Source organism: Streptomyces prunicolor, assembly GCF_045162825.1.
GTDB lineage: Bacteria > Actinomycetota > Actinomycetes > Streptomycetales > Streptomycetaceae > Streptomyces > Streptomyces prunicolor.
In genome coordinates, this window is the sequence record NZ_CP108676.1 from 262,723 (window position 1) to 288,748 (window position 26,026).

Annotated in this window: 28 protein-coding genes and 1 pseudogene; 14 read left to right on the forward strand and 15 right to left on the reverse strand. The window is 69.6% G+C overall.

Features of this window, described 5'->3' with window-relative positions; all coding sequences use genetic code 11:
* Positions 1–48: 48 nt before the first annotated feature.
* Complete coding sequence (locus OG588_RS01120) at positions 49–798, reverse strand: IclR family transcriptional regulator (RefSeq protein ID WP_405953034.1); 750 nt, start codon at positions 796–798, stop codon at positions 49–51.
* Between the two features lie 106 nt (positions 799–904).
* Here OG588_RS01120 and mhpD point away from each other — a divergent pair, with 106 nt between their 5' ends.
* The 3 genes from mhpD to dmpG are packed head-to-tail and all read left to right on the forward strand — an operon-like array spanning position 905 to position 3,701.
* The gene (gene mhpD, locus OG588_RS01125) at positions 905–1,756 is read left to right on the forward strand and encodes a 2-keto-4-pentenoate hydratase (protein WP_405945618.1); all 852 of its coding nucleotides are present in this window, start codon (positions 905–907) and stop codon (positions 1,754–1,756) included.
* The gene (locus OG588_RS01130) at positions 1,753–2,688 is read left to right on the forward strand and encodes an acetaldehyde dehydrogenase (acetylating) (protein ID WP_405945619.1); all 936 of its coding nucleotides are present in this window, start codon (positions 1,753–1,755) and stop codon (positions 2,686–2,688) included. Before mhpD ends, OG588_RS01130 begins: the two co-directional genes overlap by 4 nt.
* Entirely contained in the window at positions 2,685–3,701 is a 1,017-nt protein-coding gene (gene dmpG / locus OG588_RS01135; RefSeq protein ID WP_405945620.1) for a 4-hydroxy-2-oxovalerate aldolase, read from the forward strand. The genes OG588_RS01130 and dmpG overlap by 4 nt, the downstream gene beginning before the upstream one ends.
* Positions 3,702–3,707: 6 nt before the next feature.
* On the opposite strand, the gene OG588_RS01140 is transcribed toward dmpG, so the two are convergent.
* A complete protein-coding gene (locus OG588_RS01140) occupies positions 3,708–4,559 on the reverse strand; it encodes a helix-turn-helix transcriptional regulator (protein ID WP_405945621.1) in 852 nt (283 codons plus the stop codon).
* 87 nt (positions 4,560–4,646) lie between these two features.
* On the opposite strand from OG588_RS01140, the gene OG588_RS01145 reads away from it, so the two are divergent.
* Entirely contained in the window at positions 4,647–5,429 is a 783-nt protein-coding gene (locus tag OG588_RS01145; protein WP_405945622.1) for an SDR family NAD(P)-dependent oxidoreductase, read from the forward strand.
* A 42-nt stretch (positions 5,430–5,471) separates the two neighbouring features.
* On the opposite strand, the gene OG588_RS01150 is transcribed toward OG588_RS01145, so the two are convergent.
* Positions 5,472–6,524: a YbhN family protein gene (locus OG588_RS01150; RefSeq protein WP_405945623.1), complete on the reverse strand. Its 1,053-nt coding sequence runs from the start codon at positions 6,522–6,524 to the stop codon at positions 5,472–5,474.
* Positions 6,525–6,707: 183 nt separating this feature from the next.
* On the reverse strand, positions 6,708–8,327 hold the full coding sequence (locus tag OG588_RS01155; RefSeq protein WP_405945624.1) for an MFS transporter: 1,620 nt from the start codon (positions 8,325–8,327) through the stop codon (positions 6,708–6,710).
* A gap of 107 nt (positions 8,328–8,434) precedes the next feature.
* Between OG588_RS01155 and OG588_RS01160 the strand changes: the two genes are divergently transcribed.
* Positions 8,435–9,046 carry a TetR/AcrR family transcriptional regulator gene (locus OG588_RS01160; RefSeq protein WP_405945625.1) on the forward strand — a complete coding sequence of 204 codons (612 nt, stop codon included), beginning with the start codon at positions 8,435–8,437 and terminating at the stop codon, positions 9,044–9,046.
* Positions 9,047–9,055: 9 nt separating this feature from the next.
* Positions 9,056–9,865 (forward strand): DUF2993 domain-containing protein, encoded by an 810-nt coding sequence (locus OG588_RS01165; protein ID WP_405945626.1) that lies wholly within the window; start codon positions 9,056–9,058, stop codon positions 9,863–9,865.
* Between the two features lie 3 nt (positions 9,866–9,868).
* Here the strand turns inward: OG588_RS01165 and OG588_RS01170 are convergent, their stop codons facing one another.
* The 4 genes from OG588_RS01170 to OG588_RS01185 form a co-directional block, all read right to left on the reverse strand.
* Positions 9,869–10,504, reverse strand: a complete 636-nt coding sequence (locus tag OG588_RS01170) for a TetR/AcrR family transcriptional regulator (RefSeq protein ID WP_405945627.1) — start codon at positions 10,502–10,504, stop codon at positions 9,869–9,871.
* 122 nt (positions 10,505–10,626) lie between these two features.
* Complete coding sequence (locus tag OG588_RS01175) at positions 10,627–11,205, reverse strand: hypothetical protein (protein WP_019056834.1); 579 nt, start codon at positions 11,203–11,205, stop codon at positions 10,627–10,629.
* A gap of 141 nt (positions 11,206–11,346) precedes the next feature.
* Positions 11,347–12,225, reverse strand: coding sequence for a SigB/SigF/SigG family RNA polymerase sigma factor (locus OG588_RS01180; RefSeq protein WP_405945628.1), 879 nt, complete (start codon positions 12,223–12,225; stop codon positions 11,347–11,349).
* Between the two features lie 160 nt (positions 12,226–12,385).
* Positions 12,386–13,138, reverse strand: coding sequence for an SAM-dependent methyltransferase (locus tag OG588_RS01185; RefSeq protein ID WP_405953035.1), 753 nt, complete (start codon positions 13,136–13,138; stop codon positions 12,386–12,388).
* Between the two features lie 266 nt (positions 13,139–13,404).
* Between OG588_RS01185 and OG588_RS01190 the strand changes: the two genes are divergently transcribed.
* Positions 13,405–14,691 (forward strand): PP2C family protein-serine/threonine phosphatase, encoded by a 1,287-nt coding sequence (locus OG588_RS01190; protein WP_405945629.1) that lies wholly within the window; start codon positions 13,405–13,407, stop codon positions 14,689–14,691.
* 40 nt (positions 14,692–14,731) lie between these two features.
* Here the strand turns inward: OG588_RS01190 and OG588_RS01195 are convergent, their stop codons facing one another.
* The gene (locus tag OG588_RS01195; protein WP_019056838.1) at positions 14,732–15,178 is read right to left on the reverse strand and encodes an anti-sigma regulatory factor; all 447 of its coding nucleotides are present in this window, start codon (positions 15,176–15,178) and stop codon (positions 14,732–14,734) included.
* A gap of 240 nt (positions 15,179–15,418) precedes the next feature.
* On the opposite strand from OG588_RS01195, the gene OG588_RS01200 reads away from it, so the two are divergent.
* From OG588_RS01200 to OG588_RS01215, 4 genes are all read left to right on the forward strand, one after another.
* Positions 15,419–16,291: a helix-turn-helix domain-containing protein gene (locus OG588_RS01200; RefSeq protein ID WP_405945630.1), complete on the forward strand. Its 873-nt coding sequence runs from the start codon at positions 15,419–15,421 to the stop codon at positions 16,289–16,291.
* Entirely contained in the window at positions 16,288–16,539 is a 252-nt protein-coding gene (locus tag OG588_RS01205) for a DUF397 domain-containing protein (RefSeq protein ID WP_366095350.1), read from the forward strand. Before OG588_RS01200 ends, OG588_RS01205 begins: the two co-directional genes overlap by 4 nt.
* Before the next feature lie 84 nt (positions 16,540–16,623).
* Positions 16,624–17,451 carry an SAM-dependent methyltransferase gene (locus OG588_RS01210; RefSeq protein ID WP_405945631.1) on the forward strand — a complete coding sequence of 276 codons (828 nt, stop codon included), beginning with the start codon at positions 16,624–16,626 and terminating at the stop codon, positions 17,449–17,451.
* A 371-nt stretch (positions 17,452–17,822) separates the two neighbouring features.
* Complete coding sequence (locus OG588_RS01215; RefSeq protein WP_405945632.1) at positions 17,823–18,866, forward strand: glycoside hydrolase family 5 protein; 1,044 nt, start codon at positions 17,823–17,825, stop codon at positions 18,864–18,866.
* A gap of 91 nt (positions 18,867–18,957) precedes the next feature.
* Here OG588_RS01215 and OG588_RS01220 read toward each other — a convergent pair whose 3' ends face one another.
* On the reverse strand, positions 18,958–19,383 hold the full coding sequence (locus OG588_RS01220) for a nuclear transport factor 2 family protein (RefSeq protein WP_405945633.1): 426 nt from the start codon (positions 19,381–19,383) through the stop codon (positions 18,958–18,960).
* Between the two features lie 170 nt (positions 19,384–19,553).
* Here OG588_RS01220 and OG588_RS01225 point away from each other — a divergent pair, with 170 nt between their 5' ends.
* On the forward strand, positions 19,554–20,366 hold the full coding sequence (locus OG588_RS01225) for an SDR family oxidoreductase (RefSeq protein ID WP_405945634.1): 813 nt from the start codon (positions 19,554–19,556) through the stop codon (positions 20,364–20,366).
* Positions 20,367–20,549: 183 nt separating this feature from the next.
* On the opposite strand, the gene OG588_RS01230 is transcribed toward OG588_RS01225, so the two are convergent.
* Positions 20,550–20,993, reverse strand: a complete 444-nt coding sequence (locus OG588_RS01230) for a MarR family winged helix-turn-helix transcriptional regulator (protein WP_405945635.1) — start codon at positions 20,991–20,993, stop codon at positions 20,550–20,552.
* Positions 20,994–21,228: 235 nt separating this feature from the next.
* Here OG588_RS01230 and OG588_RS01235 point away from each other — a divergent pair, with 235 nt between their 5' ends.
* Positions 21,229–22,683, forward strand: coding sequence for an MFS transporter (locus tag OG588_RS01235; protein ID WP_405945636.1), 1,455 nt, complete (start codon positions 21,229–21,231; stop codon positions 22,681–22,683).
* A gap of 36 nt (positions 22,684–22,719) precedes the next feature.
* Here OG588_RS01235 and OG588_RS01240 read toward each other — a convergent pair whose 3' ends face one another.
* Complete coding sequence (locus OG588_RS01240) at positions 22,720–23,268, reverse strand: hypothetical protein (RefSeq protein WP_405945637.1); 549 nt, start codon at positions 23,266–23,268, stop codon at positions 22,720–22,722.
* 148 nt (positions 23,269–23,416) lie between these two features.
* Here OG588_RS01240 and OG588_RS01245 point away from each other — a divergent pair.
* Positions 23,417–24,207 (forward strand): annotated as a pseudogene (locus OG588_RS01245) (transposase).
* A gap of 51 nt (positions 24,208–24,258) precedes the next feature.
* Here OG588_RS01245 and OG588_RS01250 read toward each other — a convergent pair.
* The 3 genes from OG588_RS01250 to OG588_RS01260 all read right to left on the reverse strand — a co-directional run bounded on the left by OG588_RS01250 (position 24,259) and on the right by OG588_RS01260 (position 26,026).
* Positions 24,259–24,912: a TetR/AcrR family transcriptional regulator gene (locus tag OG588_RS01250; RefSeq protein ID WP_405945638.1), complete on the reverse strand. Its 654-nt coding sequence runs from the start codon at positions 24,910–24,912 to the stop codon at positions 24,259–24,261.
* A gap of 45 nt (positions 24,913–24,957) precedes the next feature.
* Positions 24,958–25,362 carry a RidA family protein gene (locus OG588_RS01255; protein WP_266879133.1) on the reverse strand — a complete coding sequence of 135 codons (405 nt, stop codon included), beginning with the start codon at positions 25,360–25,362 and terminating at the stop codon, positions 24,958–24,960.
* A gap of 61 nt (positions 25,363–25,423) precedes the next feature.
* Positions 25,424–26,026, reverse strand: coding sequence for a helix-turn-helix domain-containing protein (locus tag OG588_RS01260; RefSeq protein ID WP_405945639.1), 603 nt, complete (start codon positions 26,024–26,026; stop codon positions 25,424–25,426).

Genomic DNA, 26,026 nt, shown 5'->3' on the forward strand with positions numbered 1-26,026 from the left:
CGCGCAACAACGCCCCCGTTACCGTGACTTGTCAGTGTACGGTCGGGTTCACCGCGAGGACAGTGGGATCCGCGCGCCTCCTCCGCCACGCAGCACGCGGGACAGCCCGAGCGCCGCCGTCCGTACCGCCGGGGCGAGTTGGGCGGGCCGGAAGCGGGTGCGCGGTACGGCGACCGAGAGGGCGGCGACCGCGGTGTCACCGGCGAACACCGGGGCCGCGATGCAGCTCACCTCCAGCGCGGCTTCCTGCTCCTCGTAGGAGAGGCCGGAGACCTGGATCTTCTCCAGGGCCATGCGCAGTCGGGCCGGGTCGGTGATCGAGTGCGGGGTGAGGCTCGGCAGCGGGTGGGAGAGCACTTCCTCCGTCAACTCGGCGCCGGAGAAGGCCAGTAGCGCCTTGCCCACGGCCGTGCAGGTCAGCGGGAGGCTGCCGCCGATGCGGGACGGCAGCCGCAGTGCCTCGTGGCCGTGGATGCGTTCGAGGTAGACCACTTCCATGCCCTCGCGGATGCCGAGGTGGATGGTCTCGCGGGTGGCCTCGAACAGGTCCTGGAGGAAGGGCAGGGCAGTCTCGCGCAGATCGCGCCGGTGCGGCACCAGCGAGCCCAGCTCGAACAGCTTCGCGCCGAGCAGATAGCGCGGGCCCGAGCGCTCCAGCCAGCCGAGCCGGACGAGGTCGGCGGCCAGCCGGTGGACCGTCGGTTTGGGCAGTCCGGTGCGCTCCGAAAGTTCCGACAGGCGGTACGGTCCGCCGCTCGGGCTGAAGCAGTCGAGGATGAGCGCGGCCTTCTCCAGCATGCTGCCGCTCGCGTTGTTCCGTGTCACGGAACAAACATTGTCCCTTTGCGGGGATGCTGTCTATACCGAGGGTGTACCCGCACTGCTCTCTCCCAGGAGGTAACCCGTGCCCACCGAGTCCGACGGCGCCCGCGCGGACGCCGTGTCACCGGCCGTGGTCAAGGCCGCCGACCTGCTGGCGGAGGCCACCCGCACCGGGGTCGTCTGTCCGCCCGTGCGCGACCTCCTCGACGGCGGCGGTCTGGAGACCGCCTACGCCGTGCAGCAGCTGAACGTCCGGCGCGGTGTGGACGCCGGCCGCCGGATCGTCGGCCGCAAGATCGGCCTGACCTCGCCGGCCGTGCAGCGCCAACTGGGCGTGGACCAGCCGGACTTCGGCGCACTGTTCGCCGACATGGCGGTGCCGGACGGCGGCGAGGTGGCCCTGGGACGACTGCTCCAGCCGAAGGTGGAAGCGGAGGTCGCGCTGGTCCTCGGCCGCGACCTGCCGCACCCCGATTGCACGATTGTGGACGTACTGCGCGCGGTGGACTTCGCGCTGCCCGCGCTGGAGATCGTCGACAGCCGGGTGCGCAACTGGGACATCTCCCTCGTCGACACCGTCGCCGACAACGCCTCCTGCGGTCTGTACGTCCTGGGCGCCACGCCCGTACCGCTGACCGCCGTGGACCTGCGCACAGTCACGATGACCATGACCCGGGGCACCGAGACCGTCTCCGAGGGCACCGGCGCCGACTGCCTCGGCAGCCCCCTCACCGCCGCCGTCTGGCTGGCCTCGGCCCTCGCCGAGCGGGGCGACCCGCTGCGCGCGGGCGACCTCGTCCTGACCGGCGCCCTGGGCCCGATGACCCCGGCCGCTCCCGGAGACGCCTTCGAGGCGCACATCTCGGGCCTGGGCTCGGTACGGGTCCGCTTCGCAGAGGAAGCCACTGAAGCTTCGGAAGGGGACGGAAAGTGACCACGAAGGTCGCCATCATCGGCTCCGGCAACATAGGCACCGACCTCCTGATCAAGGTCCTGCGCCTCTCCGATTCCCTGAAGATCGTCGCGCTGGCCGGCATCGACCCGGACTCCGACGGCCTGGCCCGCGCCCGCCGCCTGAAGGTCGCCACGACCCACGAGGGTGTCGAAGGACTCGTCAAACTGGACGAGTTCGCCGACATCGACCTCGTCTTCGACGCCACCTCGGCCGGCGCCCACCGCCACCACGAAGAGGTCCTACGGCCCCTGGGCCGCACCCTCGTCGACCTCACCCCGGCCGCCCTCGGCCCGTACGTCGTCCCGCCCGTCAACGGCGACGCCCACCTCGACGCCCCGAACGTCAACATGGTCACCTGCGGCGGCCAGGCCACCATCCCGATCGTCGCCGCCGTGGGCGCGGTCTCGCCGGTCCACTACGGCGAGATCGTCGCGTCCATCGCCTCACGCTCGGCGGGCCCGGGCACCCGCGCGAACATCGACGAGTTCACCGAGACCACCTCCCGGGCCATCGAGGTGGTCGGCGGCGCCGCGCGCGGCAAGGCGATCATCGTCCTCAACCCGGCCGAACCCCCACTGATCATGCGGGACACCGTGCACTGCCTGGTCTCCGACTGCGCGACCGAGGCCGTCACCGCGTCCGTCGAGGAGATGGTCGGCCGCGTCCAGGCGTACGTGCCCGGCTACCGGCTCAAGCAGAAGGTCCAGTACGACAAGGTGGCCGCCGACGACCCGCTGCGCACCCTCGCGGCGGGCGCGGGCGAACTGCTGAAGGTGTCGGTGTTCCTGGAGGTCGAGGGCGCCGCCCACTACCTCCCCGCCTACGCCGGAAACCTCGACATCATGACCTCGGCCGCCCTGCGCACCGCGGAACGCATGGCCGCCCGCACCCACGAGGAGGCAGCCAAGTGACCCCGTCCCTCTACGTCCAGGACGTCACCCTCCGGGACGGCATGCACGCCGTACGGCACCGCTACACCGTCGACCAGGCCCGCGCGATCGCCGCAGCCCTGGACGCGGCCGGCGTGGGAGCCATCGAGATCGCCCACGGCGACGGACTGTCGGGCTCCAGCATCAACTACGGCGTCGGCGCCCACACCGACTGGGAGTGGATCGAGGCCGTCACCGGCGCCGTACAACAGGCCGTCCCCACAACCCTGTTGCTGCCCGGCATCGGAACCGTCCACGACCTCAAGCAGGCCCACGCGCTGGGCATCCGCTCGGTACGGGTCGCCACGCACTGCACCGAGGCCGACATCTCCGCCCAACACATCGCCGCCGCGCGGGAGTTGGGCATGGACGTGGCCGGGTTCCTGATGATGTCCCACATGGCCGAGCCCGCCGAACTCGCCCGCCAGGCGAAGCTGATGGAGTCCTACGGCGCCCACTGCGTCTATGTCACCGACTCCGGGGGCCGGTTGACGATGGACGGGGTCCGGGACCGGTTCCGCGCGTACCGCGAAGTCCTGGCCCCGGAGACCCAGTTGGGCATCCACGCCCACCACAACCTCGCACTGGGCGTCGCCAACACGGTCGTCGCGGTCGAGGGCGGCGCGATCCGCGTCGACGCCTCCCTCGCGGGCCAGGGCGCCGGTGCGGGCAACTGTCCACTGGAGGCGTTCGTCGCGGTCGCCGACCTGATGGGCTGGAAGCACGGCTGCGACCTGTTCCCCCTCATGGACGCGGCCGACGATCTCGTACGACCGCTGCAGGACCGCGAGGTACGGGTGGACCGCGAGACCCTCAGTCTCGGCTACGCGGGCGTGTACTCCAGCTTCCTGCGCCACGCCGAGACCGCGGCGGCCCGCTACGGCCTCGACACGCGCAGCATCCTGGTCGAGGCCGGGCGGCGGGCGATGGTCGGCGGACAGGAGGACATGATCACCGACATCGCGCTGGACCTCGTCGCGCGTGCGGAGGGCTGATCCCGGTCAGGAGGTGGTGTCCATGCGCTGGGTGCCGATGACCGACAGCAGCCGCAGGGCTCCGTCGGACGGTGAGCCGGGAGTGGCCGTATAGATCACGACCCGCTGGTCCCGGTCGGTGAGGTCGAGCACGTCGCAGTTGACGGTGACCGGCCCGACCGACGGATGCTGGAAGGTCTTGCGGAAGGTGGGCGCGGTGGCCACGTCGTGGGACTCCCACAACTCGGTGAACTCCTCGCTCCCCGCGAGGAGTTCGGCCACCAGCTGGGCGAGTTCCGGGTCGTCGGGGTAGCGGGCGGCGGTGGCGCGCAGGTCCTGGGCGGCGCGGCGCGCGAACTCGTCCGCGTCCGAGACCCCGTACAGCCGTCGCCCCTCCGGGTGTGGCCCGAGGAAGACCCGGCGCACCAGGTTGCGGTCGCGGCGCGGCACGGCCGAGAAGTCCTCCATGAGGGCGGCGGCCAGGTCGTTCCAGGCGATCACCTCGTGCATCGCGGAGACCACGATCGCGGCGGCCTGCGGCAGCCGGTGCAGCAGATCGAGGATGCTCTGCCGCACCTCGCGCGAGGGACCGGGCGGCGGGCCCGGCGGTACGCCCGCCAGGTGGTGGAGGTGGTCGCGCTCGGCGTCCGTCAGACGCAGGGCGCGGGCGAGCCCGGCCAGTACCTCGCGCGACGGGTGCGGGCCGCGGGCCTGCTCCAGCCGGGTGTAGTACTCGGTCGAGATGAACGCCAGCTGGGCCGCCTCCTCGCGGCGCAGCCCCGGGGTACGGCGGCGCGGTCCCGTGGGCAGCCCCACGTCGGCGGGGGTGATCCGCTCGCGCCTGCTGCGCAGGAAGTCGGCCAGTTCTCGTCGATCCACGCCTCCAGTGTGGACGGGAGTCGGCCGCTCCAGCCAGGTACTGCCGGTGCCTGGATCAGTTGCACGCACCGGCGCAGGCTCGCTGCCATGACCAACACAACCACTCCTCCCTCCCTCGGCCTGCTGGCCGGCAAGGTCGCGTTCATCACCGGCGCCGGGCGCGGAATCGGCGCCGCAGCAGCGCGACTGTTCTCCCGCGAAGGCGCCCGAGTACTGCTCGCGGCCCGGACGGAGGCCCAACTGAAGACGGTCACCGAAGAGATCCGGGAGGCGAACGGCACCGCGGACTACGTGGTGTGCGACCTGTCCGACGCGAGCAGCGTGCGCGCGGCCGTCGACCGGACCGTGGACCTGTACGGCCGCCTCGACGTGGCCTTCAACAACGGCGCGACGATCCAACGCCCCGGCCCGATGGACGAGTTGCCGGAGCGCGACTTCGACCACATCTACGACGTGAACCTCAAGGGCGTCTGGCTGGCCATGGTCGCCCAGGTCGCCGCGATCCGGGCCACAGCCGGAACCGGCGCCATCGTCAACAACTCCTCCGTCGGCAGCCTGATGGGCAACCCCGAACTGCCCGCGTACGGCGCGATGAAGCGCGCGGTCAACAGCCTCACCGAGTCGGCCGCCGTCACGTACGGCCCGGAGGGCATCCGCGTCAATGCCATCGCCCCGGGTGGCACGCTGACCGAGATGATCCGGACCTGGGAAGCTGACTCGCCCGGTCTCCTGGCTCGCATCACGCACACTCCGCTGGGGCGCATGGCCGACCCCGACGAGATCGCCCAGGCGGCGGCCTGGCTGCTCAGCGACCGCGCCTCCTTCGTGACCGGCACGGTGCTGCGGGTGGACGGCGGCGCGCGGGCCTGAGAGCAGAGGGGCCGGAAGATCGGCTGGACGGCCGCCTCTCGGCTAGGCGACCGCTTCTCGGCGATTGTGGCGGCGGATGACCAGCCACGTTATCCAGCCGACGCCGATGATGAACCCGAAGCTGATGATCCGGTAGAGCACGACCGTGGCGATCGCGGTGCTGGTCGCGACGCCGCCCGTGACCAGTCCGAGGATCAGCGCGCTGTCGATGAGGCCGAGGCCGCCCGGGATGATCGTGAGGGTCCCGGCGGCCATGCCCGCGCAGAAGGCGAGCAGCAGTTGGGCGTTGCTGATCTGTGTGTCGCTGATGGCGTGGAAGCACAGCCACAGACAGCCCGCGTCGAGCAGCCAGTTGAGGACGGCGAAGACTGCGGCGGCGACGGCGTGCCGGGGTTCGAGTCTGGCGGTGCGGAGTTGCTCGACGAAGCCCCGGATGCGGTCGAGGCCCTGGGTCTCGGGCAGGTGCCGCAGCCGGTTGACCCGGGCCAGCGCGGCGCGGGTGGCCGGTTCGACCTTCTCGGGGTGGCGGGTGATGCGCCGGATGCCGACCGTGAGGAGGAGCACGGCCAGGCCGAGGGTGACGAGGCTGTGCCACTGCAGGCTGCCGTCGGAGGCGATCGCGGAGATCGCGGTGACGACGGCCAGGGCCGCCGCGGAGAGCAGCCCCGACAGCGCGATGCACCAGGAGGCGACGGCGGGCGTGGCTCCGAAGCGGCGCATCTGCTGGTAGTTGAAGTGGGTGGAGAAGGCCGGGCCGCCGGGCAGGGTGACGCTCAGCGAGTGGGCGGCGTAGGCGAGGGCGACGTGCCGTTGGATCGGCACGATCACCCCGGCCGAGCGCAGCAGCCGGCGTTGCATGCGCGCGTAGCAGCCCATCGCGGCCACTTCGGCGACGAGCGCGACGGCGAACCAGTTCAGCCGGGGTGCGCGCAGCTGTGACAGCGCGGCGGCCAACGACGGCCAGCCCAGCACCAGTTCGGTGGTGAACAGCGCGAGCAGGACCGTGATCACCAGCGGGCGCAGCCAGCGTCGGGTGCGATGCGAGGCCGCGTCGACCGGTTCGGGTTCGGTGGCGGTGGTGTCCGGAGCGTGCACAGGCAGGACCGTCGATTTCGTGAAGTGAGCTTCAGCCGTCGGCGATGCCGGCACCGCTCAATGCGGGGACGGCGATCTCCGAGCGGACGAGGGAGCGGACGCCGAGGCGGAACTGTGCCAGTTTATCCACGATGGTCCGACCGACCGTAGTGCGCCCCTGGATACCGCCGCACCCGGAGGAGTTCACACGGACTCGGCGCGCTCCTGGTCGCGGCCGGCCTCCGTCGCCTGCGACCCCTGCGGCTGGGGCGTCTTGGCAGCGCGGCGGCCGGGCAGGACCGCGAGGACGATCAGCGTGCCGGCGGCCATGATGATCCCGCCGACCAGGCTGGTCTGTGCGACACCGTGGGCGAACGCCTCGTGCACGGCGTCGACCAGGGCCTGCGCCTGCTGCGGCCCGGCGGAGGGGGTCTTCGCGATCTCCTGGGCCACCGCAAGGCCACCACCCACCGAGTCCTTCGCCGTGTCCAGCGCGGCGGCGGGCAGGTGGCCGTCGACCAGGTCGGTCAGCTTGTCCTTGTAGGTGGTGCCCAGCAGCGAGCCGAGGATGGCGATGCCGAGGGAGCCGCCCAGTTCCAGCGCGGTGTCGTTGGCGCCGCCGCCGACGCCCAGCTCGTTCTCCGGGAACGATCCCATGATCGTGTCCGTGGCCGGGGAGACACTGAGCCCGATGGCGAAGCCCAGCAGCAGCATCATCGGCAGGAAGTCGCCGTAGCCGGACGTCTTGTCGACGAGCGTGAGCAGGAAGACGCCCACGGTGCCGATCGCCATGCCGGTGACCACCATCGGCTTCATGCCCAGCTTGGGGGTCAGCCGCCCGGTGACCGCGGCGCCGAGGGACACGGCAGCGGCCAGCGGCAGCAGTCGTACGCCGGTCTCCAGCGCGCTGTAGCCGAGGACGAACTGGAGGAACTGGGTGGCGTAGTAGATCGCGCCGTAGGTGCCGAAGAAGAAGAACAGGACCGCCATCATCGAGCCGCTGAAGGAGCGCTGCGCGAACCTGCGGACGTCGAGCATGGGGTGCGGGTGGCGCAACTCCCAGGCCACGAAGGCGGGTAGACCGAGGGCGGCGACGACGGCCGCGGTGACCGGACCCGCGCCCCAGCCGAAGTGCGGGCCCTCGATGATCGCGTAGACCAGGCTGCCGACGGAGACGATCGAGAGCAGACCGCCCACGTAGTCGATGCGGCCCATCGCGTCCGCCTTGGACGGCGGTACGAGGACCAGGGCGCCGACGACAGCGGCGACGGCGATGGGCACGTTGATCAGGAACGTGGAGCCCCAGGCGTGGTCCTCCAGCAGCCAGCCCGCGACGAGCGGGCCGACGGCGATGGCGAGGCCCGAGGTCGCGGTCCAGGCCGTGATGGCCCGCGCCCGCTCGCGCTTCGGGAAGATCGCGACCAGCAGCGACAGCGTGGCCGGCATGACCACCGCCGCGCCCACACCCATGATCGCGCGGGCCGCGATGACCAGTCCGGTCTCGTGGACCAGGCTGCCCATCACCGATCCGCCGGCGAAGATCACCAGGCCGGTGACGAGCGCGCCGCGACGGCTGTACTTGTCGCCGATCGCGCCCAGCACGAGCATCAGCGCGGCGTACGGGACGGTGTAGCCGTCGACGACCCACTGCAGATCACTGCTGCTCAGGCCCAGGTCCGTGGTCATGTCGGGGGCGGCCACGATCAGCGAGGTGTTCGCCATGACCACGATCAGCAGGCTCAGACAGAGCACGATCAGGGCGGACCAGCGCCGTGTGTACGGCCCGGTCATCTTGTCGACGGGTGTGGTGACGAAGAGCGGCATCGGAGACTCCTGAACGACATTAATTGCTCACTGATGTGCAGGTTATTTTATTGCCCATCGATGTGCAACTATGCCGGGACAGGCCAGCCCCTCCAGGAGGTGTCGACGTGACCGACCGCAGCAGCGCCAAGGCGCACGCCACCCGCGCCCGCATCCTGGAAGCGGCCCGGCGGGAACTGCGCCGCGACCCCGACAGCAGCCTCGGTGACATCGCGGAGGCCGCGGGCCTGGCGCGACGCACCCTCTACGGCCACTTCGCCGGACGGGCCGCGCTCGTCCACGGCCTCGCGGCGGACGCCGGGGAGGCGGTACGGCGGGCGAGCGCCACCGTCGCCCGCACACCGACGCCGGATCCCGTGACCGCCCTGGCCCACTTCGTCCTCACGCTCTGGCCGATCGGCGACCGCTACCGGACCCTCATCGCCCTCGCCCACTGCGACCTCGGTCCCGACCAGGTCGACGCGCTGCTCGGCCCGGCCCGTGACACGGTCGCCGGAATCCTCGCCGACGGCCAGCGGCAGGGCGTCTTCCACACCGTCGTCCCACCAGGTCCGCTCAGCAGAGCCCTGGAGGCACACGTGCTGGCGCTGCTCGACAGCGCGGGCTCCGGCCACTGGACCGACGACGGCACAGCCGCCGCCACCGCCGCCCTGATCACCGTCGGCGTCGGCCCCGACCTCGCGAACACCACGGTCCACCGCCTGCGACCTTCCCGTTGAAGGAGACCCATGCATCCGTACGACCACACCGACGCCACGTTCACCGCGTACGAACCCGGTGACACACGCCCGCCCCGGCGGAACCGGCGACCGGTCGTGATCGCCGTCGGCGCACTGCTCGCGCTGCTCCTCGTGCCCGTCGCCGTCGACCGCTTCGCGACGGCGCGGGTGGAGTCCCGTACGGCCGAGGCGTTCCAGGAGGGCATCCGCACCCCCGCGGCGCCGGAGGTCCACGTCCGAGGCTTCCCCGTGCTGACGCAGCTGGCCTCCGGCACCCTGCGGCACGTGGACATCACCGCGCACGACATACCGGCGAGCGATGCCACCGGCCCGCTGCCGGTGAGCGAACTCTCCCTCCGGCTCAAGGAGTTGAGGAGGTCCGACGACGACACGCAGGCACTGGCCCGGTCCGCCACGGCGACCGCTCTGCTGTCCTACCCGGACCTGTCCGACGCCCTGGGGCCGACGATCTCCCGGGGCACCCGTCCCGACCAGGTCCGCGCGCGGGTCCCGCTACCCACCGGCGACAGCGTCACCGTGGCGACGACCGTCTCGGTACTGTCCGGCAACCGCATCGCCTTCCGGGACTTCCAGGTCACCGGTGGTCTCCTGCCCGAGGTGGGGCGAGTGGCGCTCGGCACGGTCTTCGAGCGGCCGATCCAGCTCCGGAAGATGCCTCAGGGCCTGCGCCTGCGCTCGGTCACCGCGACGGAGAGCGGGCTGATCGCCCGTCTGTCGGGCGAGTCGGTCACCTTCCGGTCCGACAGTACCGAGCGCGACGACTCGGCGAGGGGCGACTCGTCGTACGGGAAAGTCTGACGCTCAGTCTTCCGCGGCGACCTCGTCCACCACGATCCGCGCCTGCTTCTCCGGCACCCCGGCCGCGATGAGCGAGGCGACCGTCGCACGGGTCCCGTCGTCCTCCAGTTCCCCGGAGTTGACCTCTTCGAGCAGGGCGATCGACATGGCTTCCAGTCCGGCGCTCAGCACGGCGGGCGGCAGTTGGGTGTGGAAGACGCCGTCGCGCTGTCCGCGGTCCAGGATGGTGGTGGCCGCGCGGCGGGCCGGTGCCAGGATCTCGGTCACGCGCTCCTGGCCGAGGTCACGGCGGGCCAGCGCCAGGAGCAGCCGGTAGCGGTCCCCCACGGTCCACATCGACAGCACGAAGCGCGCGTACGACCGCTCGGCCGACTCGGCCCCGGCATCGGACGGTGCCGGGTCGGCGGGCAGCGCGTCCCGCAGGGCCTGCGACGCTTCCTCGGCCAGCGCCTCCAGGAGCGCCTCCCGGCCGGGGAAGTGCCCGAACAGCGTGCGTCGTACGACGCCGGAGGCGCGCGCGAGTTCCTCCAGGGTGATGTCCGGGTTCCGGCCGAGCTCCCGGCGGGCCGTGGCCAGGATGCGTTCCCGGTTGGAGCGCGCGTTGCTGCGCTGGGGGACACGGGCCGGGGGCTTGGTCACGGACAACCTCGGTGAAGTGCGGGAGCTACGGAGCGGGGGCGAGCGGTACGTCCAGTCTGGCACGCACCCTCGGCCCCGTGGCCGCGCGGCGCCACGGGCACCGGTCGATCTCCCGGTCGTGGTCAGTAGTAGGCGCGGAGGTACCGGTCGAGCCGGGACTGGGCGTTGTCCACGCTCAGCCCGAGCGCCGTGCCGAGCGCCTCGCCCGGCACATCGTCGGCCTGCGCCCCGTACGCCGCCTCCTTGCCGACCCGCGCAGCCATGCGCTCCAGCATGGCCACCGCCTTCAGCGCGGCCACCGGCGCGGTGTCCGCGAGCGCGTCGAGCCGTTCCTCCAACTGCTCCATCAGCTCGGAGAGTTCCTCCGGCAACGGGACCGTCCGGCGTTCGACGGCGTGGATGTGTTCCCACCACTCGTCGTACGCGTCGGAGGTGTCCAGGTCGTCCAGGTCGTGGTCCTCGACCTGGTCCCAGTCGATAGGATGACTGTCCCCGCGCCAGCCGCACGCGCAGGAGGCCCGCCAACCGGCCGCCTTGGGCCGGCCCAACCAGCCGTTGTAGGCCCACCACTCACGCGTCTCGAACATGGAACTGCCGCTGCCCACATCGATATACACGGACTTCGGCTCACTGCCGTCGGCGAGGACCGCCCCCACGATGCCCTCGTGGGACTCCCCGAACTCCTCACTCCGCCACGCCACAACTCCCCCTTCCGGCAACCCCGCAACAGCCGGGCAGGCACCTGAGGTGCCGGTCCGGCCACAGTACGAGAGTGCCGCAGAACGGACATCCGTGGAGGGTGAAATCACCCAACAGCCCGGATTGTTGGGCCGGATCGCCCGTCAGGCGACCGCGGGATCGAGCAGCCCCGCGCGAAGGCGGCGGAGCATCCGGCTGATGAGCCGGGACACATGCATCTGGGAGATGCCGAGTGCCTCGCCGATCTCGGCCTGGGTGCGCTCCTCGACGTAGCGCATGTGGATGATCTTCCGCTCGCGCTCGTCGAGTTCGGCGATCAGGGGGGCCAACGAGCTGAGGTCGTCGACCAGTTCGAGCCCCGGGTCGTCCGAGCCGATGACGTCGGCCAGCACGGTCTCGCCCTCGGCGCCCGCGTCGGAGCTGAGCGCGGCGTCGAGCGAGGAGGAGGTGTAGCCGTTGGACGCCTTGCGGGCCTCGATGACCTCTTCCTCGGTCAGGCACATCAGCTCGGACAGCTCACGCGTGGTCGGCGTACGACCGAGGCGGGACCGCAGTTCCTCGGTCGCCTTGGCCAGCTCGACGCGGGCCTCCTGCAGTCGGCGCGGTACGTGGACGGCCCAACTGGTGTCGCGGAAGAAGCGCTTGATCTCGCCGACGATGTAGGGGACGGCGAACGAGGTGAACTCCACCTGGCGGGAGAGCTCGAACCGGTCGATCGCCTTGATGAGTCCGATCGTGCCGACCTGGACGATGTCCTCCATCTCGTTGTTGCTGCGGCTGCGGAAGCGCGCGGCCGCGTAGCGCACGAGGGAGAGGTTCATCTCGATCAGGGTGTTGCGCACGTACTGGAACTCGTGGGTGCCCTCCTCCAGCGAGGTCAGCCGGTCGAAGAACTGGCGCGACAGCTCACGCGCGTCCTTCGGGCTCACCTTCGACGGCTCGGCGATCATCGGGAGCGCCTCCCCGACCGTGGTCCGCCGTCCTGCCGTGGCCGGTGCCTCCGCTGCCGTCACGGCTGCCATAACGCCCACCCCATTCGTCAGAAGGAACTGTCGACAAGAGCCCCCTGCCCCGGTTCCCGCGACTCACTCCCCCTCATCCGGCCAAATCCGGGGCACGCACCTCGCTTCCCGTATCGAAGTACCCACCGAACCACCCGGTACCCACCGAACTACCCGTGATCTACGCGTTCTTGGCGCCGACGCCCGCGTATACCCAGTACTCCGAAGGGTTTTCGGGGATCTCGTCCGCCGGGTCCGGGCGCCACAGGGGGACGTAGGTCAGGCCGGGCCCGACGAGGTCGAAGCCGTCGAACAGGCCGAGGATCTCGTCGTAGGAACGGGCGGTGACCGGCGAAGTGGCCCTGGCGCTGTACAACTTGCCCACGGCCGCCGCGGTGTCCGGGCGGTCCTCGTTCGTGGCGTGACTCATGGCCAGCCAGCTGCCGTCGGGCAGCTCGTCGCGGAAGGCGGCGACGATGCCGGCCGGGTTCTCGGCGGGCGTGATGAAGTGCAGGATCGTGATCATCAGCACGGCGACGGGCTGCTCGAAGTCGATCAACTTCCGTACCTGCGGGGAGGACAGGACGTCGGCCGGTCTGCGGATGTCGCTGTCGACGATGTCCGCGTCCGGGTTGTCGGCGAGGAGGGAGGTGCTGTGGGCGACGGCCACCGGGTCGTTGTCCACGTAGACCACGCGGGCTCCGGGGCTGGCGGCCTGCGCGACCTCGTGGACGTTGCCCTGGGTGGGGATGCCCGAGCCGAGGTCGATGAACTGCCGTACACCGGAGGCCACTAGGAAGCGCACGGCACGGCCGAGGAAGTCGCGGTTGGCGCGGGCCAGGGTGCGCACCTGGGGGTCGATCGCGGTGAAGGCCGCCAACGCCTCGCGGTCTATGGCGAAATTGTGTTCACCGCCCAGCATCGCGTCGTACATTCGGGCGACACTCGCCTTGTGCGGATCGATCCCCTGCGGCAGACCTGCGCTCTCCGTCACCACAACTCCCTCTCGCCCCAGGTTCCTTGACGCGTCATCATATAGTTGCCGAGGAAAGCACGGCAGACCGCTTGTCCCCCCACGCCACGCGGCCGGTCCCCACCCGGAAAGGCACGACCCTGCGGAACGAACCGCGCAGTCACATCGGTGACGCACCCGCTGCCGGGCCCCCACGCCGCAGGCAGGTCTTCGCTCCCGCCGCGGACGTGATCGGCTCGGAGCTCGACCTGCGGCTGACCGGCAGCCATGTCGTGCACGCGCTGACGCCCGGGTTCTGCGACGCGGCGTCGGTGTATCTGCTGGAGCGGTGGGTGCTGGAGGAGAACGCGTATCCGGCCGTGGATCCGCCGCAGATCGAGGCGCGCCGGCTGGCGGTGCGGGTGGGCACGGAGGCGCCCGAGAGCTGGGACGGTGTGCTGCCGGTCGGCGAGGTGGTCGTCTTCCCGCGCGAGACCCCGTATGCGCGCGCCCTCGCCAGCGGTCATTCGCAGGTCCTCGACGGAGTGGACAAGCACACCTCCGAGCGGCTGCTGGCCTCCGCGGGCGGGGACGCGCAGCGCATAGACGATCTGCTGGGGACGGCGTCCTTCCTCGTGGTCCCGCTCCAACTGCGGGGCGCCACCGTCGGGTTCGTCGCCTGTACGCGCGGCCCTGACCGGGAGCCGTTCCTGCCCGGCGAGGCCGTGGCCGTGGAGTCGCTGGCGGCCCGGGCGAGCGTCGCCCTGGACAACGCGCGCCGCTACGAACGCGAGCGCCGCACCGCGCTGGCCATCCGCAACAGCCTGCTCCCGGACCCGGCCCAGGCGTTCCACGGCTGCCGCATCGCGCACGGCTATCTCCCGGCCGGCCAGGGCAACCTCATCGGCGGCGACTGGTTCGACGTCCTGCCCCGCCCCGGCGGCCGGGTCGGCCTGGTGGTCGGCGACGCGATGGGTCACGGCCCCGAGTCCGCCGTGGCCATGATCCAGTTGCGTACGGCCGTGCGCACCCTGGCCCGGCTCGACATGGAACCGGCCGAACTCATGCGCAGGCTGGACGAGTTGGCCTACGACACCCCGGGCGCGTCGTTCGCGACCTGCATCTACGCCGAGTGGGACGCCCGGGCGCACACCTGCACCCTGGTCGGCGCGGGCCACCCGCCGCCGCTGCTGCGCGGCCCGGACGGAGTGGCCGCACCGGTCACGCTCGCCAGCGCGGGACTGCCGCTGGGGCTCGGCACGGGCAACTACGAGGCCACGGTGCTGACCATCGACGAACCGGCACTGCTCCTGTTGTACAGCGACGGGTTGGTCGAGTCGCGGCACGCCGACATCGACCAGGAGATCGCCTCGCTGGCCCGGGCCCTCGACACGGCGGCCGCCGAACCCACGCCGGCCGACGGACCGGAGGGCTTCCCCTCGCTGTGCGCGCGGTTGCTGCGCGCCCCCTCCGCCGCACCCGGCGCGGACGATCGCACCTTGCTGCTGGCCGAGTTGACGCCCGCGACCACCTGAACAAGCCGCGGGCGTCCTCGCCCCCTCCGCGTGTCCGGCGTCAGTAGCCGGTGGTCAGGGTGGCCCACACGGCTTTTCCGCCGGTGAGCGCCGATCTGTCGACGCCCCACGTGTCCGCGATGGCCTGCACGATGAAAAGTCCGCGTCCGCTCTCGTCGTCGACGCACGGCTCGCAGCGGGAGAGATCACTGCCCGTGTAGTCGTGGTCGTGGACCTCGACGCGCAGACTACGGTCGGTGACGAGCCCGACACCGCACAGCAGCCGGGCGCTCGGCGTGTGGCACACCCCGTTGGTGGCCAACTCGGAGATGAGCAGCACCGCGTCGTCGCGCACCTCCTCGGGCAGGCCCCACTTGGCCAGTTGCGCACCCATGGAGTGCCGGGCGGTCCGGACGCCGGAGCGGTGCGCCGGGAGTTCCAGCCAGTGCGCCAGGTCCGGGCTCGCGACGTCTAAAAGCTGCGGGGAGGGAGTCGTGTGGGGGGACACGGTGGTTCGCCTTCCATCGGGGGCGGGCGCAGGCGGGAGACGCACAGCATCAGCAACCGGCCTGCCGGAGTTGGGGTGTTCCAGCTGGAGGCCGAGGTCGCTCACACAAGTAACTATGCCCATAGCTCAGTTCAAGCTGCAACCGACTCCCTGATAATTTCAGAACGTCGGTTTCTGTCTGGCGGCATCAGCAAGTCGCTGTCAGACTAATGCCGGTGACAGTCCCTCAGGAGGTTGGGCGTGAGCGAAGCTCGTTCGGGCACCGGCGCCGGTGCACCCACTGTTCTCCGCATGATCCTCGGCCGGCGGCTGCAGGAGCGGCGACAGGGTGCGGGCGTGTCCCTGGAGAACGCCGCCAGGGCCCTGCGGGTGACCTCCCTGACCATCCGCCGCCTGGAGAAGGCCGAGGTCGGCCTCAAACCGCTCTACGTCGAGAAGCTCCTGGAGACCTACGGCGCCGACCGCCAGGAGATAGAGGAGTTCGTCGCCCTGGCGGACCGCGCCAACGAGCCCGGCTGGTGGCACGCCTACCGCGATGTGCTGCCGGGCTGGTTCACCGCCTATGTGAGCCTGGAGACCGGCGCCAAGACCCTGCGTACCTATGAGCCGCACTACGTCACAGGACTCCTGCAGACGTACGACTACGCGCGAGGCGTGCTGAGCGGCGGCTTCCCGAACGACAACGACGAGGACCTTGAACGGCGGGTGCAGTTACGTCTGCGCCGCCAGAGTCTGCTGGAGAGGCCGGACTCGCCCACGCTGTGGGCGGTGCTGGAAGAAGCCGTGCTCCACCGGGTGGTGGGCGGTCCCGCGGTGATGCGGGACCAGATAGACCGGCTCCTCGAGGTTTCGGAACTGGACCACGTCAGTGTCGACATCGTCCCGTTCGCGGCGGGTGCCCACGTCGGGGCGTGCGCACCCTTCACCTATTTCCGGTTCCAGGAACCGGAGCTGCCCGACATCGTCTACAGCGAGATCCTCTCCGCCTCCATGTATCTGGACCAACGGTCCGATGTCGTGGCCCATTTGGAGGCGCACAACAGGATGTCGCTGCTGACCTCGTCCGCGGACAGCAAGGCGCTCTTGAACCGCATGCGCAAGGAGTACTCATGACCACCACGGACGGCAAGGTCTACAACGGGATGCCCGCGTCGAACCTCGGCGAGCAGGGCTGGGAATGCCCCTGGAGCGGTCCCAACGGAGGTCAGTGCGTGGAGACCAAGCAACTGGCCGACGGGCGCGTCGCGTTGCGCCAGTCGACCGATCCCGCCGGACCCGCTCTGATCTACACACCCCAGGAGATGGCCGCGTTCGTCGCGGGAGTCAAGCGGGGCCTGGCCGACCATCTGATGGCAGGCTGAACCAGACCACGGGCGTGGGGAATTGGAGCCGGCCCGGCTGCGACCTGCCCGAGACGCCGACGCACACCACTTGAGAGGGAGAGCATGACCAACGCCCACGCCGCGCGGGACATCGACACCAGCAGGCCGCACTCCGCCCGCATGTACGACTACTACCTGGGCGGAAAGGACCACTTCGAGGTCGACAGGCAGGCGGCCGAAGCGGTCTCGAAAATCTTCACCGGCGTCTTCGTCGCCGGCCGGGAGAACCGCGGGTTCATGCACCGGGCCACCCGCGTACTCGCCCGCGAGCACGGCATCCGCCAGTGGCTCGACATCGGCACGGGCATCCCCACCGAGCCGAACCTGCACCAGGTCGCCCAGTCCGTGGTACCCGAGGCCCGGGTGGTCTACGCCGACAACGACCCGTTGGTCCTGAAGTACGCCGAGCGCCTGATGCGCAGCACCCAGCAGGGGCGCACCGCGTACGTCCAGGCGGACGTGAACGACCCCGAGACGCTCCTCAACTCGCCCGAAGTGGCCGAGATACTCGACTTCGACCAGCCGATCGCGCTGTCCCTGAACGCGCTGCTGCACTTCGTCACCGACGAGCAGGACCCGTACGGGCTCGTGGACCGGCTGCTGTCGGTCCTGCCGTCGGGCAGCGCCCTGGCCATCAGCCACGTCACCGCGGACTTCGACCCCGAGCCCTGGGCGAAGGTCACCGCGATCTACGAGGAGGGTGGGACACCGGTGAAGGTCCGTACCCGGGACGAGGTCGCGCGTTTCTTCACCGGGCTCGACCTGCTCGACCCGGGCATCGCCGTCGGCTGGCGCTGGCGTCCCGACCCCGTGACCGAGGAGTGGTCCGAGGACGAGGCGCCCACGGACGCCAAGGTCAGCCTGTGGACCGGGGTGGGCATCAAGCCGTAGCCCCGTCGCGGGATGCAGGCGACGTTACGTGCGGGAAACCTTGACGATGGCGGTGCCGGATGCCACGATTCCGGCGCCGCCATGTTTGCGTAAACATATCGACGGACCAGCTCGGCCAAGGGATTCGGCCCGCGATTCCGCCGCAGGATGTTTACGTAAACACCGTGACGCGGCCGGTGGAGGAGGGAGGACTGGAGGCTCCCGGCGAGCAGGGCCCACCGTGCCCGTACTCCCCCAACACCACCTGGCCCACCGGGACTTGGGACGACGAGCCGACGTCATCCGTCCCGCCCGGTATCCGTTCCGACGGCCGCTCAGCCGCGCGCAGGCCTCGCCATGCGCGGAGTCGCCATTCCTGAAAGGGCAAGTCGATGCGCACCATCCCCGCCAGAACCCGTCTGCGGGCCACCTTCGTGGCCGTCGCGATCGCCGCGGTCACCGGCACCACGCTGGCCGGCAGCCCCGCCTCCGCCACGCCGAGCACGAACACGTCCCAGTTCAAGGGCGTCAACTGGGCCGACCCGCGCGACAATTACGCCGACGACCCGGTCGTCCTGTCCGGCCTGTCGCTCACCGACACGTACGCCCAGACGTATGCCAAGGCGACCCGGGTGATCGCGGCGTTCCGCGCCAACCTCGGTGCCAACACGGTGCGGTTGCCCATCAACCCGTACACGGTGAACGGCAGTTACTGGAAGTCCTACCGCGGAGTGATCGACGCGGCGACGGCGCAGGGGTTCAAGGTCATCGTCTCGTACTGGGAGGGGACGGGCGCCAACAAGGACGGCTTCATCGACGACCCCGCCACGTACTGGCCCATGTGGAACACCGTGGTGAAGGCGTACCAGCACAACCAGCGCGTCTACTTCGAGCCGATGAACGAGCCGCACGGCTACACCGACACCGAGTGGGCCGACCTCGCCGCCAAGTGGCTGGACACCTACTCCAAGGTGCCGCGCAACCGCGTCTTCGTCAGCGGCGCCGGCTACAACGACCACGTCACCACGGTCTGCGCCGACCCGCGCCTGAAGGGCACCTACCTCTCCCTCCACCACTACGGCTTCTGGAAGGACTACGCCACCTACGACCAGTGGGTGAGCGACCTCAAGGTGCGCCTCGGCGACTGCGCGAACCGCACCGTGGCCGACGAGTTCGGCGCCCCGATGACGACGGGCCTGAACTACAACGTGCCGACGCCCGCCGACAACTCGGTCAACTTCATCCAGGCCGACACCGACACGTTCCGCAAGCTCGGCATGGGCTCGGTGTACTGGCCCGGCCTGCGCACCGACGACACGTACTCGATCCAGAAGCTCATCGGCGACGCGGCCCGCCCCTGGCTGGTCACCACCAACCAGTCCGGCGCCGACCGCCTGGCCTGGGCCTGGGGCCGCGGCAAGCCCGTGAAGTCCTGAACCGGCGCACCGGTCCGGTGCGTTGAACCAATGCCCTGATCCGTGTCTCCCGTACAACGGGGGAACGGATCAGGGCACTTTTACATACGGGTCAGGCGTCCCCCGCCTTGACCGCGGTCACCTGACGCATTTCCGAGATCCTGCCGTCGGTGACGGAGAAGATCGCCATCACACGGAATTCCTGCCGCTCGGCGTCTCCCCCGCCCGCGGCACCTTCGCTCCGTCGCCCGCGGATCAGGATGTCGTACTCGATGACGACTTCGTCGCCCGACTCCAGATAGGTGTGGAACGGCTCCGGGATCTCCACCTCTTCGTATTGCTGGGGATAGATCCCGAAGTGCTTCCGCAGCTCCTCGATGCCGGACGCCTTGACTTGACCGCAGGTGACGATGCGTGCGTCAGCTGCCCAGAATCGGCGAATCTCGTCGAGCGTGCCGTGATTCTCGGCATCAGGCAGACCGGATATCCACGTGTACATAGCGTGGAAAAAATCCCGATAGCGCACAGTCGCGTCCATGTCCGGGAACGATCCTTTCGCACAAAAATCACCTTGGTCGCCGACCAGGACCGTACCGCACCGCTTGGTCACCGCACAAGGGATTCGTTCCGGGTTGACATCTTGGTCACTGACTAAGTTAACTGGTCGTGTTGGTCACTGAACAAGAGCATGCGCCCAGGAGGAAAGTCATGGCGAAGACGTGGTTCATCACCGGAGCCTCGAAGGGATTCGGCCGGGAATGGGCGGAAGCCGCGCTCGAACGGGGCGACCGGGTCGCGGCGACCAGCCGTTCCGCGGCCGCCTTCGACGACCTGGTCGAGAAGTACGGCGACGCGGTGCTGCCGCTGCGCGTCGATGTCGCCGACCGCACGGCCGCGTTCGAGGCCGTGCAGCAGGCGATCAACACGTTCGGCGAGCTTGACGTCGTCATCAACAACGCGGGCTACGGCCTGTTCGGCATGGTCGAGGAAGTGACCGAGCAGCAGGCCCGCGACCAGATCGAGATCAATGTGTTCGGCGCGCTCTGGGTCACCCAGGCGGTGCTCCCCCACCTCCGCGCCCGCGGCTCCGGCCACATCATCCAGGTGTCCTCCATCGCCGGCCTCACCTCGCTGCCCGGACTCGGCATCTACCACGCCTCCAAGTTCGCCCTGGAAGGCTTCACCGCGAGCCTCGCCGCCGAGGTGAAGGGCTTCGGCATCAAGGTCACCCTGGTCGAACCGGCCGGGTACGCCACCGAATGGGCGGGGCCCTCCGCGGTGCAGACCGAACACCTTCCGGCCTACGACGACTTCCGTGCCGCCATGTCGGGCATCTCCTCCCGGCGCGGCGACCCGAGCGCGACGCGGGCGGCGATTCTCACCGTGGTCGACGCACAGCAGCCGCCCCTGCGGATCTTCTTCGGTGACGGCCCGCTGGAAAGGATCACCAAGGAGTACGAGACGCGGCTCGACGAGTGGCGGAACTGGGACGAGGTGTCGAAGGCCGCGTTCGGTTCCTGAGGCGCGACGGCACAGCCTCGGCCAGAGCGCGGAGAGCGGCATGAGCTCGCAGACGTCACCCAGACCCTCACCCTCGTCGACACCATCCCGACCGTGGCCGGCCGGCCCGGCCGCCCGCGCCGTCGCCCCGAATCGTCCTTCTCCACCGGTTCAAACGCCTCGCCGTCCGCCGGGAACAAGGAGTCAGTCCGGGGGCGTGTCGATGAGCAGGCGGATACCGTCGATCAGCGCCTGCGCCTGTCCATCGGGCCAGTCCGCGATCCGGTCCGCGAGGTGCCGGGTCAGGGCGTTGCGGAGCACGGTGACTGCGGCGCGGCCCTTGGGGGTCAAGTTGAGCAGGGTGGCCCGGCGGTCGCGGGGGTCGGGACTGCGCTCGAGGAGGCCCGCGGCTTCGAGTCGGTCGGCATAGCGGCTTGCACCGGATCGGTCGATACCGACCTCGTCGGCCAGCCGCGCCGCCGACCGCGGTCCGAGCCGGGCCAGGCCACTGAGCACCGAGTAGGTCTGACGATCGACACCCGCCGGTGCCGAGTCGAGGATCGCGTCGTAGAGCGCGCTCCGGTTGCGCCGCAGCAGCAGCTGTCCCAGCGCTTGCTCCAGGTCCCGCGCCAAGCCCGTGTTCGCCATCCACCAATAATACGTGCGAAACGCACGGATCGAGCGTATGTTGTTACGTGCAATTCGCACGCATCTTCCTGGGTGCTCTCATGGGCACAGGTCACGTGCCAACCCGGCGGATCATCGGGCAGCCGGACGACGCCGCGGTCGACATCGCGCGCTACGCCGGGCTCGTGACACCGACCGACGCAGGCGGGGTTGTTGAGCGACGGACTGCCACGCGGCGGACCGAGGGGGCACGGTGATGGCCGAGAGGCGTCGCAGCGCGCAGATCGGGCCGGTGCTGGTGCTGGCCACCTTGGTCTCCAGCATCATCAGCTCGTTCGGTGCTCCGCTGATCCCCACGGTTGCCCGCGAATTTCATGAGTCCCTGAGCACGGCGCAGTGGTCGCTGACCGTGGCACTGCTGGTCGGCGCGGCGAGTTCCCCGGTCCTGGGCCGGCTCGGCGACGGCCAGCGGCGGCGCGTGACGCTGCTCGGCGGCCTGGCGGTGGTCACGGCGGGCGGTGCGGTGGCCGCCCTGGCAGGCGGCCTGGGGATGTTGCTCGTCGGCCGCGGACTGCAGGGCGTCGGGCTCGGGCTGGCGCCGTTGGCGATGGCCACCGCCCGGGACGAACTGCCCCAGGCCAAGGTCGCGCCGATGATCGCCCTGTTGTCGGTATCGGCGGGGGCCGGCCTCGGTGCCGGATACCCGATCAGCGGGGTGCTCGCCGAGGCATGGGGACTGGCGGGCGCGTACTGGTTCGGCACGTTCGTGTCCGGCCTCGCACTGATCTGTGTCGCCGCAGTCGTACCGCCGAGCGCGGGACACGGCGCCCCTGCCCGGCTCGACCGGGTCGGCGCCGTGCTGCTCGCACTGGCACTGGTCACCACGCTGGTCGCAGTGGCGGAGGGGACACAGTGGGGCTGGGGTTCGGCAGCGATCATCGGCCTACTGGCTGCCGGGGCGGTGCTCTTCACGGTGTGGGTCGTGCAGCAGCTGCGCACCGAGAATCCGCTGGTTCAACTGCGCCTGCTGCGCCATCCCTCCGTGCTCGCCGCCGATGCCGGCGCCCTGGTGCTCGGCGTCGCGATGTACATGATGCTTTCGGGGGTGACGGAGTTCGTGCAGTCCCCACGCGCGGGCGGATTCGGGTTCTCCGCATCGTCCGTCGTGGCCGGCCTCGTCCTCATCCCCCTGTCCTTCTTCATGCTGACCAGCTCCCGCACCCTGCCCACCCTGGTGTCCCGCACAGGGATCCGGGCAGTGCTGACGCTGGGCTGCCTCATATCCGCGCTGGGCTGCGGATTCTTCGCCGTCTTCCATGGCGCCCTGTGGCAGGCCTTCGTCATGACGGGTGTCCTGGGAGTGGGACTGGGGACCACCTTCGCCGCGATTCCCGGTGTGATCGTGCAGGCGATCCCCGCCCGGGAGACAGGCAGCGCCCTGGGCTTCTACCAGGTGGTCCGCTTCACCGGCTTCTCCCTGGGCAGCGCGCTCGCCGCCACCGTCCTGGCCGCTCACATCGACGGCAACGGCCAACCCACGGTGGGTGGTTACACCCTGGTGCTGTGGATCTCCGCCGGCTTCTGTGTCCTCGCCGCCGCCCTCGCCTGGCTCCTGCCCGCCCGATCCACCCGGCCCACGCCCGAGCAGCGCCGACCCGCCGACGAGACCCGGCTGGTGGAACGGACCGACGGCGACGAACTCTCGGCGTAGTACTCCAGCTGTAGAGCGCTCTTGAGCTGCAGGTGCCTACGCTTTCCGTGGTTTGCGCCGCTTGCCCCAGCTGCCGTACGGCCGATTCCGGTCCTGGGCCAGGATGGCCGCGTCGAACTGGGCTTTGCTGGTCACTGCTCGTGGTTCAGGTACGAGCGTGGTCGCCGTCGATCGCCAGGGGATGGCCGAGGCCCAGCCGACCAGGGGCATGGTCTCGTCGTAGTGCGGGGCGAACTGCGCGACGGTGACGGTAGGAATCTGGTAGTTCAGGCTGCGGACGTGTTCGAGGAACGCGTCGGGCAGTGATACGTGGTGGGTTTCCACGTAGTGCGGGAAGTCCTGGCGCCACAGCCACGTCCCGTCGGTCACCAGGGACGAGCAACCCGGAGAGTGCCGGTGGGCGCTGCCGGTGATGACGTCGTGCCCGCCCTCCATGACGTCGATCAGGACGTGGCCTGCGTCCAGGTAGGCCACCAGGTTCGCCTCGTCCGGCTCGCAGACGGACCGGACTGCATCCCTGATCGATCCATTCGGCTGGCCGGAGCGGGTGTCGAGTTCGTCGTAGAAGCCCAGCAATCCCAGCACTGTGTCTCCTTGGACGAGCCGTTCCGCTCTGCTGACACTGGCACGTGCGGCCACCGTTGATCATCGGCGTGTGAAGGCAAACGATCACGCGGTGGCCGCAGCTCACAGCGTAGACGCTGCCCGTCGGCAGGAAGCGTTCGAGGGCCTGATGGACCGCCTCGCAGGCCGGTTCGCCCGAGTCGAACCACGTCGCCGAATACGGCACCTGGTGCTGGGACCGCTCGTGGACTTGCCGCGGAAGAATTGCCGGACCATCGCCGAATGGGCCGGGCAGGCCACTCCGGACGCCATGCAGCACCTGTTGAGCCGCGCCAAGTGGGACGCCGACGCCGTCCGTCAGAATCGAAAACGCCCAAGTCACCGTCGGCCTCGCCTACGCCGGCCGGCACTGGCACGCCGCACTGGACCGCGAGCTCCACATCCCGCGCTCACGGACCGACCAGCCCGACCGGTGCCAGGCCGCCTGACTCGACGCGAACACCGAGTTCACCACCAAGCCCAAACTCGCGGCCCGCATGATCACTCGATTCCTGGATTCCGGCCGTCTCGCCTCCTGGGTGGCCGCGGACGAGGCCTACGGCGGCAACCCCACACCTGCGCACCGCCCTGGCGGAACGCTCCACCGGATACGTCCTCACGGTGGCCCGCGCCCACGAAGTCACCATTCGCCGCTATGCGTCCTGGTCCCGTTGGGTGACCCTGGCCGTGCTCGCCCATGCCTTCTTGGCCGTCGACCGCGCCGACGAGCACCGTCTCCGTCCGGGACCCGCCGCCCTGATACCGCTGACCTGCAACGAAATCCAGCGCCTCGTCATCACCCTCGTTGCCCGGCCCGTCCACGAAGCCGGTCACTGGCTTCGCTGGTCCCACTGAAGGCGTCGTCACCAGGCCCGCTCCCAGGCCAGGCACTACAGGTGCCAAGCCGCGACTCGAGCATGATCGTGATCTACAGCTGGAGTACTGGACACCCCATGACACCCCGACGCACCGTCAACTCGCAGCGTGAGGTCGCGGTTTGGTGGTCGGGGCCGACTGGAGGATCTGCTCGATTCCGAAGTCGAAGCGCTCGCTGTAGTCGATGGAGACGTAGTCCTCCAGCACTGAATGGAGGCCGGGGAAACACCGCTCGTCCACCGATTCGCGCAGCCGATCGTGGAGCTCGGCAGGTGTCGCCTGTTCTTCCTGGACAAGCCCGAGCGTGAAATAGAAAAGGCTCCAGGACGTCCACGCGGCCGATTTGCGGGTGGGGCAGCCTTCGAAGAGGACTGTCACCACTCGCTCGGAGAAGGCCAACGTGTTCGGTTCGACGGGAAAGGTCCCGGCGACGAGCAGGGCGCCGTCCCGGTGTCCGAGCATCGCTCGCCTCAACCGCCGCATCAGTTCGGCCACTTGCTCGCGCCAGTCTCCGGGCAGATTCTCCAGGTCGACCTCGCCCATGATGAATTCCGCCATCAGGCCGAGCAGCCGATCCTTGGTCCGGATGTGCCACATGACCGTGTTCATCCGGACATCGAGTTCGGCTGCCACCGCGCGAGCGGAGAGTTTGGCGATGCCGTGCCGCTGCAGGACGGTGAATGCGGCCTCGACCACACGGTCGAGGGTGATGCCGACCTTGGTCGTGGCGGCGCCTGGCGTCTTGGTCACCGATCAATGCTATCGGGGCCACTGCTCACCGGCAGAAGCTGGGGCTCACAGGGTCGCGACCACCTCGATCTCGACCAGATAGCCCTCCGCGAAGAGCGTCTCCACACCCACGCACGTACTCGCGGGCGGCGTCTGCCCCGGTCCCCGGCAGCCGGCGATGAGCCCGATCAACTGCTCCGCGTTGTCGGTGTTGTACCCGACAAGGTGGATCGTCTCCTTGATGATTTTGCTACGGCTCGAACCTCCGGCGGCCAGAACGATGTCGATGTTCTCGTAGGCCTTGGTGAATTGCGCCGCCAGGTCGTCTCGACCGACGAGTTCCCCCTTGGCGTCCCACGCGACCTGCCCGGACGTGTAAATGAGTCCGAGGTCGGGAATTGCCAGGCCGTGGGAGATCACGCCGGTAAGGGGCGGGAGTTCGGCAGGATTCAGTGCGACGGGTGACGACATCGGGAGCCTTCCCTCATTTTCCTGGAATCACCGATGCGCACCCTGCGCGTTCACGCAATGCTCAGCGCGAGTCCGCCGAGCTGCGACGTGATGACGCCGGAATGGGGTGCCGCATCGGAACAGTTGCCGCTGTTGATGCGATCAGGACGGTCGCGACGACATCGTCCTTGTTGGTGAGACGATGCTCCTTCGACGAATCGAAATGCACCGAGTCCCCGGTGTCGAGCTCAAGCGATACACCCGAGATATCGAGAGTGATCGCCCCGGACAGCACATGCAGCCATTCTTCGCCGACGTGCCGCGCTGTCTTGGTGTTCTTTCCGGCCGCCAATTCGACCCGGACGACGGACATGGTTTCCCGAGACCCGCTCAGTACGGTGTAGCGGCCGTCCTGCCCGTCACGTGTCATCGCCGCGTCGGCGCGCACGAGATGGAAGTCGTCCTGATCGGGTTCCTGGACCAACTCACTGATGGATACGCCGTACACGCGGGCGATCTGCAGCAGGCTGCCGATGGACGGCTTGCGTACGCCCTTCTCCAGGCGCGAGAGATGCGCCGAGGAAATGCCGGTCTGTTCGGCCAGTGTCGTCAGCGTGATGCCGCGCTCGCCCCTCATGTCCTTGAGACGTTGGGCAACCCACAGATCAGTGTCCTCGATCGACAT

Excerpts from the sequence above, each read along its gene's own strand:
- OG588_RS01120 (WP_405953034.1), bottom strand. The coding sequence starts at position 798 with ATGCTGGAGAAGGCCGCGCTCATCCTCGACTGCTTCAGCCCGAGCGGC.
- OG588_RS01145 (WP_405945622.1), top strand. The coding sequence starts at position 4,647 with ATGACCAACACAACCACTCCTCCCTCCCTCGGCCTGCTGGCCGGCAAG.
- OG588_RS01155 (WP_405945624.1), bottom strand. The coding sequence starts at position 8,327 with ATGCCGCTCTTCGTCACCACACCCGTCGACAAGATGACCGGGCCGTAC.
- OG588_RS01165 (WP_405945626.1), top strand. The coding sequence starts at position 9,056 with ATGCATCCGTACGACCACACCGACGCCACGTTCACCGCGTACGAACCC.
- OG588_RS01180 (WP_405945628.1), bottom strand. The coding sequence starts at position 12,225 with ATGGCAGCCGTGACGGCAGCGGAGGCACCGGCCACGGCAGGACGGCGG.
- OG588_RS01185 (WP_405953035.1), bottom strand. The coding sequence starts at position 13,138 with ATGTACGACGCGATGCTGGGCGGTGAACACAATTTCGCCATAGACCGC.
- OG588_RS01205 (WP_366095350.1), top strand. The coding sequence starts at position 16,288 with ATGACCACCACGGACGGCAAGGTCTACAACGGGATGCCCGCGTCGAAC.
- OG588_RS01210 (WP_405945631.1), top strand. The coding sequence starts at position 16,624 with ATGACCAACGCCCACGCCGCGCGGGACATCGACACCAGCAGGCCGCAC.
- OG588_RS01215 (WP_405945632.1), top strand. The coding sequence starts at position 17,823 with ATGCGCACCATCCCCGCCAGAACCCGTCTGCGGGCCACCTTCGTGGCC.
- OG588_RS01220 (WP_405945633.1), bottom strand. The coding sequence starts at position 19,383 with ATGGACGCGACTGTGCGCTATCGGGATTTTTTCCACGCTATGTACACG.
- OG588_RS01225 (WP_405945634.1), top strand. The coding sequence starts at position 19,554 with ATGGCGAAGACGTGGTTCATCACCGGAGCCTCGAAGGGATTCGGCCGG.
- OG588_RS01230 (WP_405945635.1), bottom strand. The coding sequence starts at position 20,993 with ATGGCGAACACGGGCTTGGCGCGGGACCTGGAGCAAGCGCTGGGACAG.
- OG588_RS01235 (WP_405945636.1), top strand. The coding sequence starts at position 21,229 with ATGGCCGAGAGGCGTCGCAGCGCGCAGATCGGGCCGGTGCTGGTGCTG.
- OG588_RS01255 (WP_266879133.1), bottom strand. The coding sequence starts at position 25,362 with ATGTCGTCACCCGTCGCACTGAATCCTGCCGAACTCCCGCCCCTTACC.
- OG588_RS01260 (WP_405945639.1), bottom strand. The coding sequence starts at position 26,026 with ATGTCGATCGAGGACACTGATCTGTGGGTTGCCCAACGTCTCAAGGAC.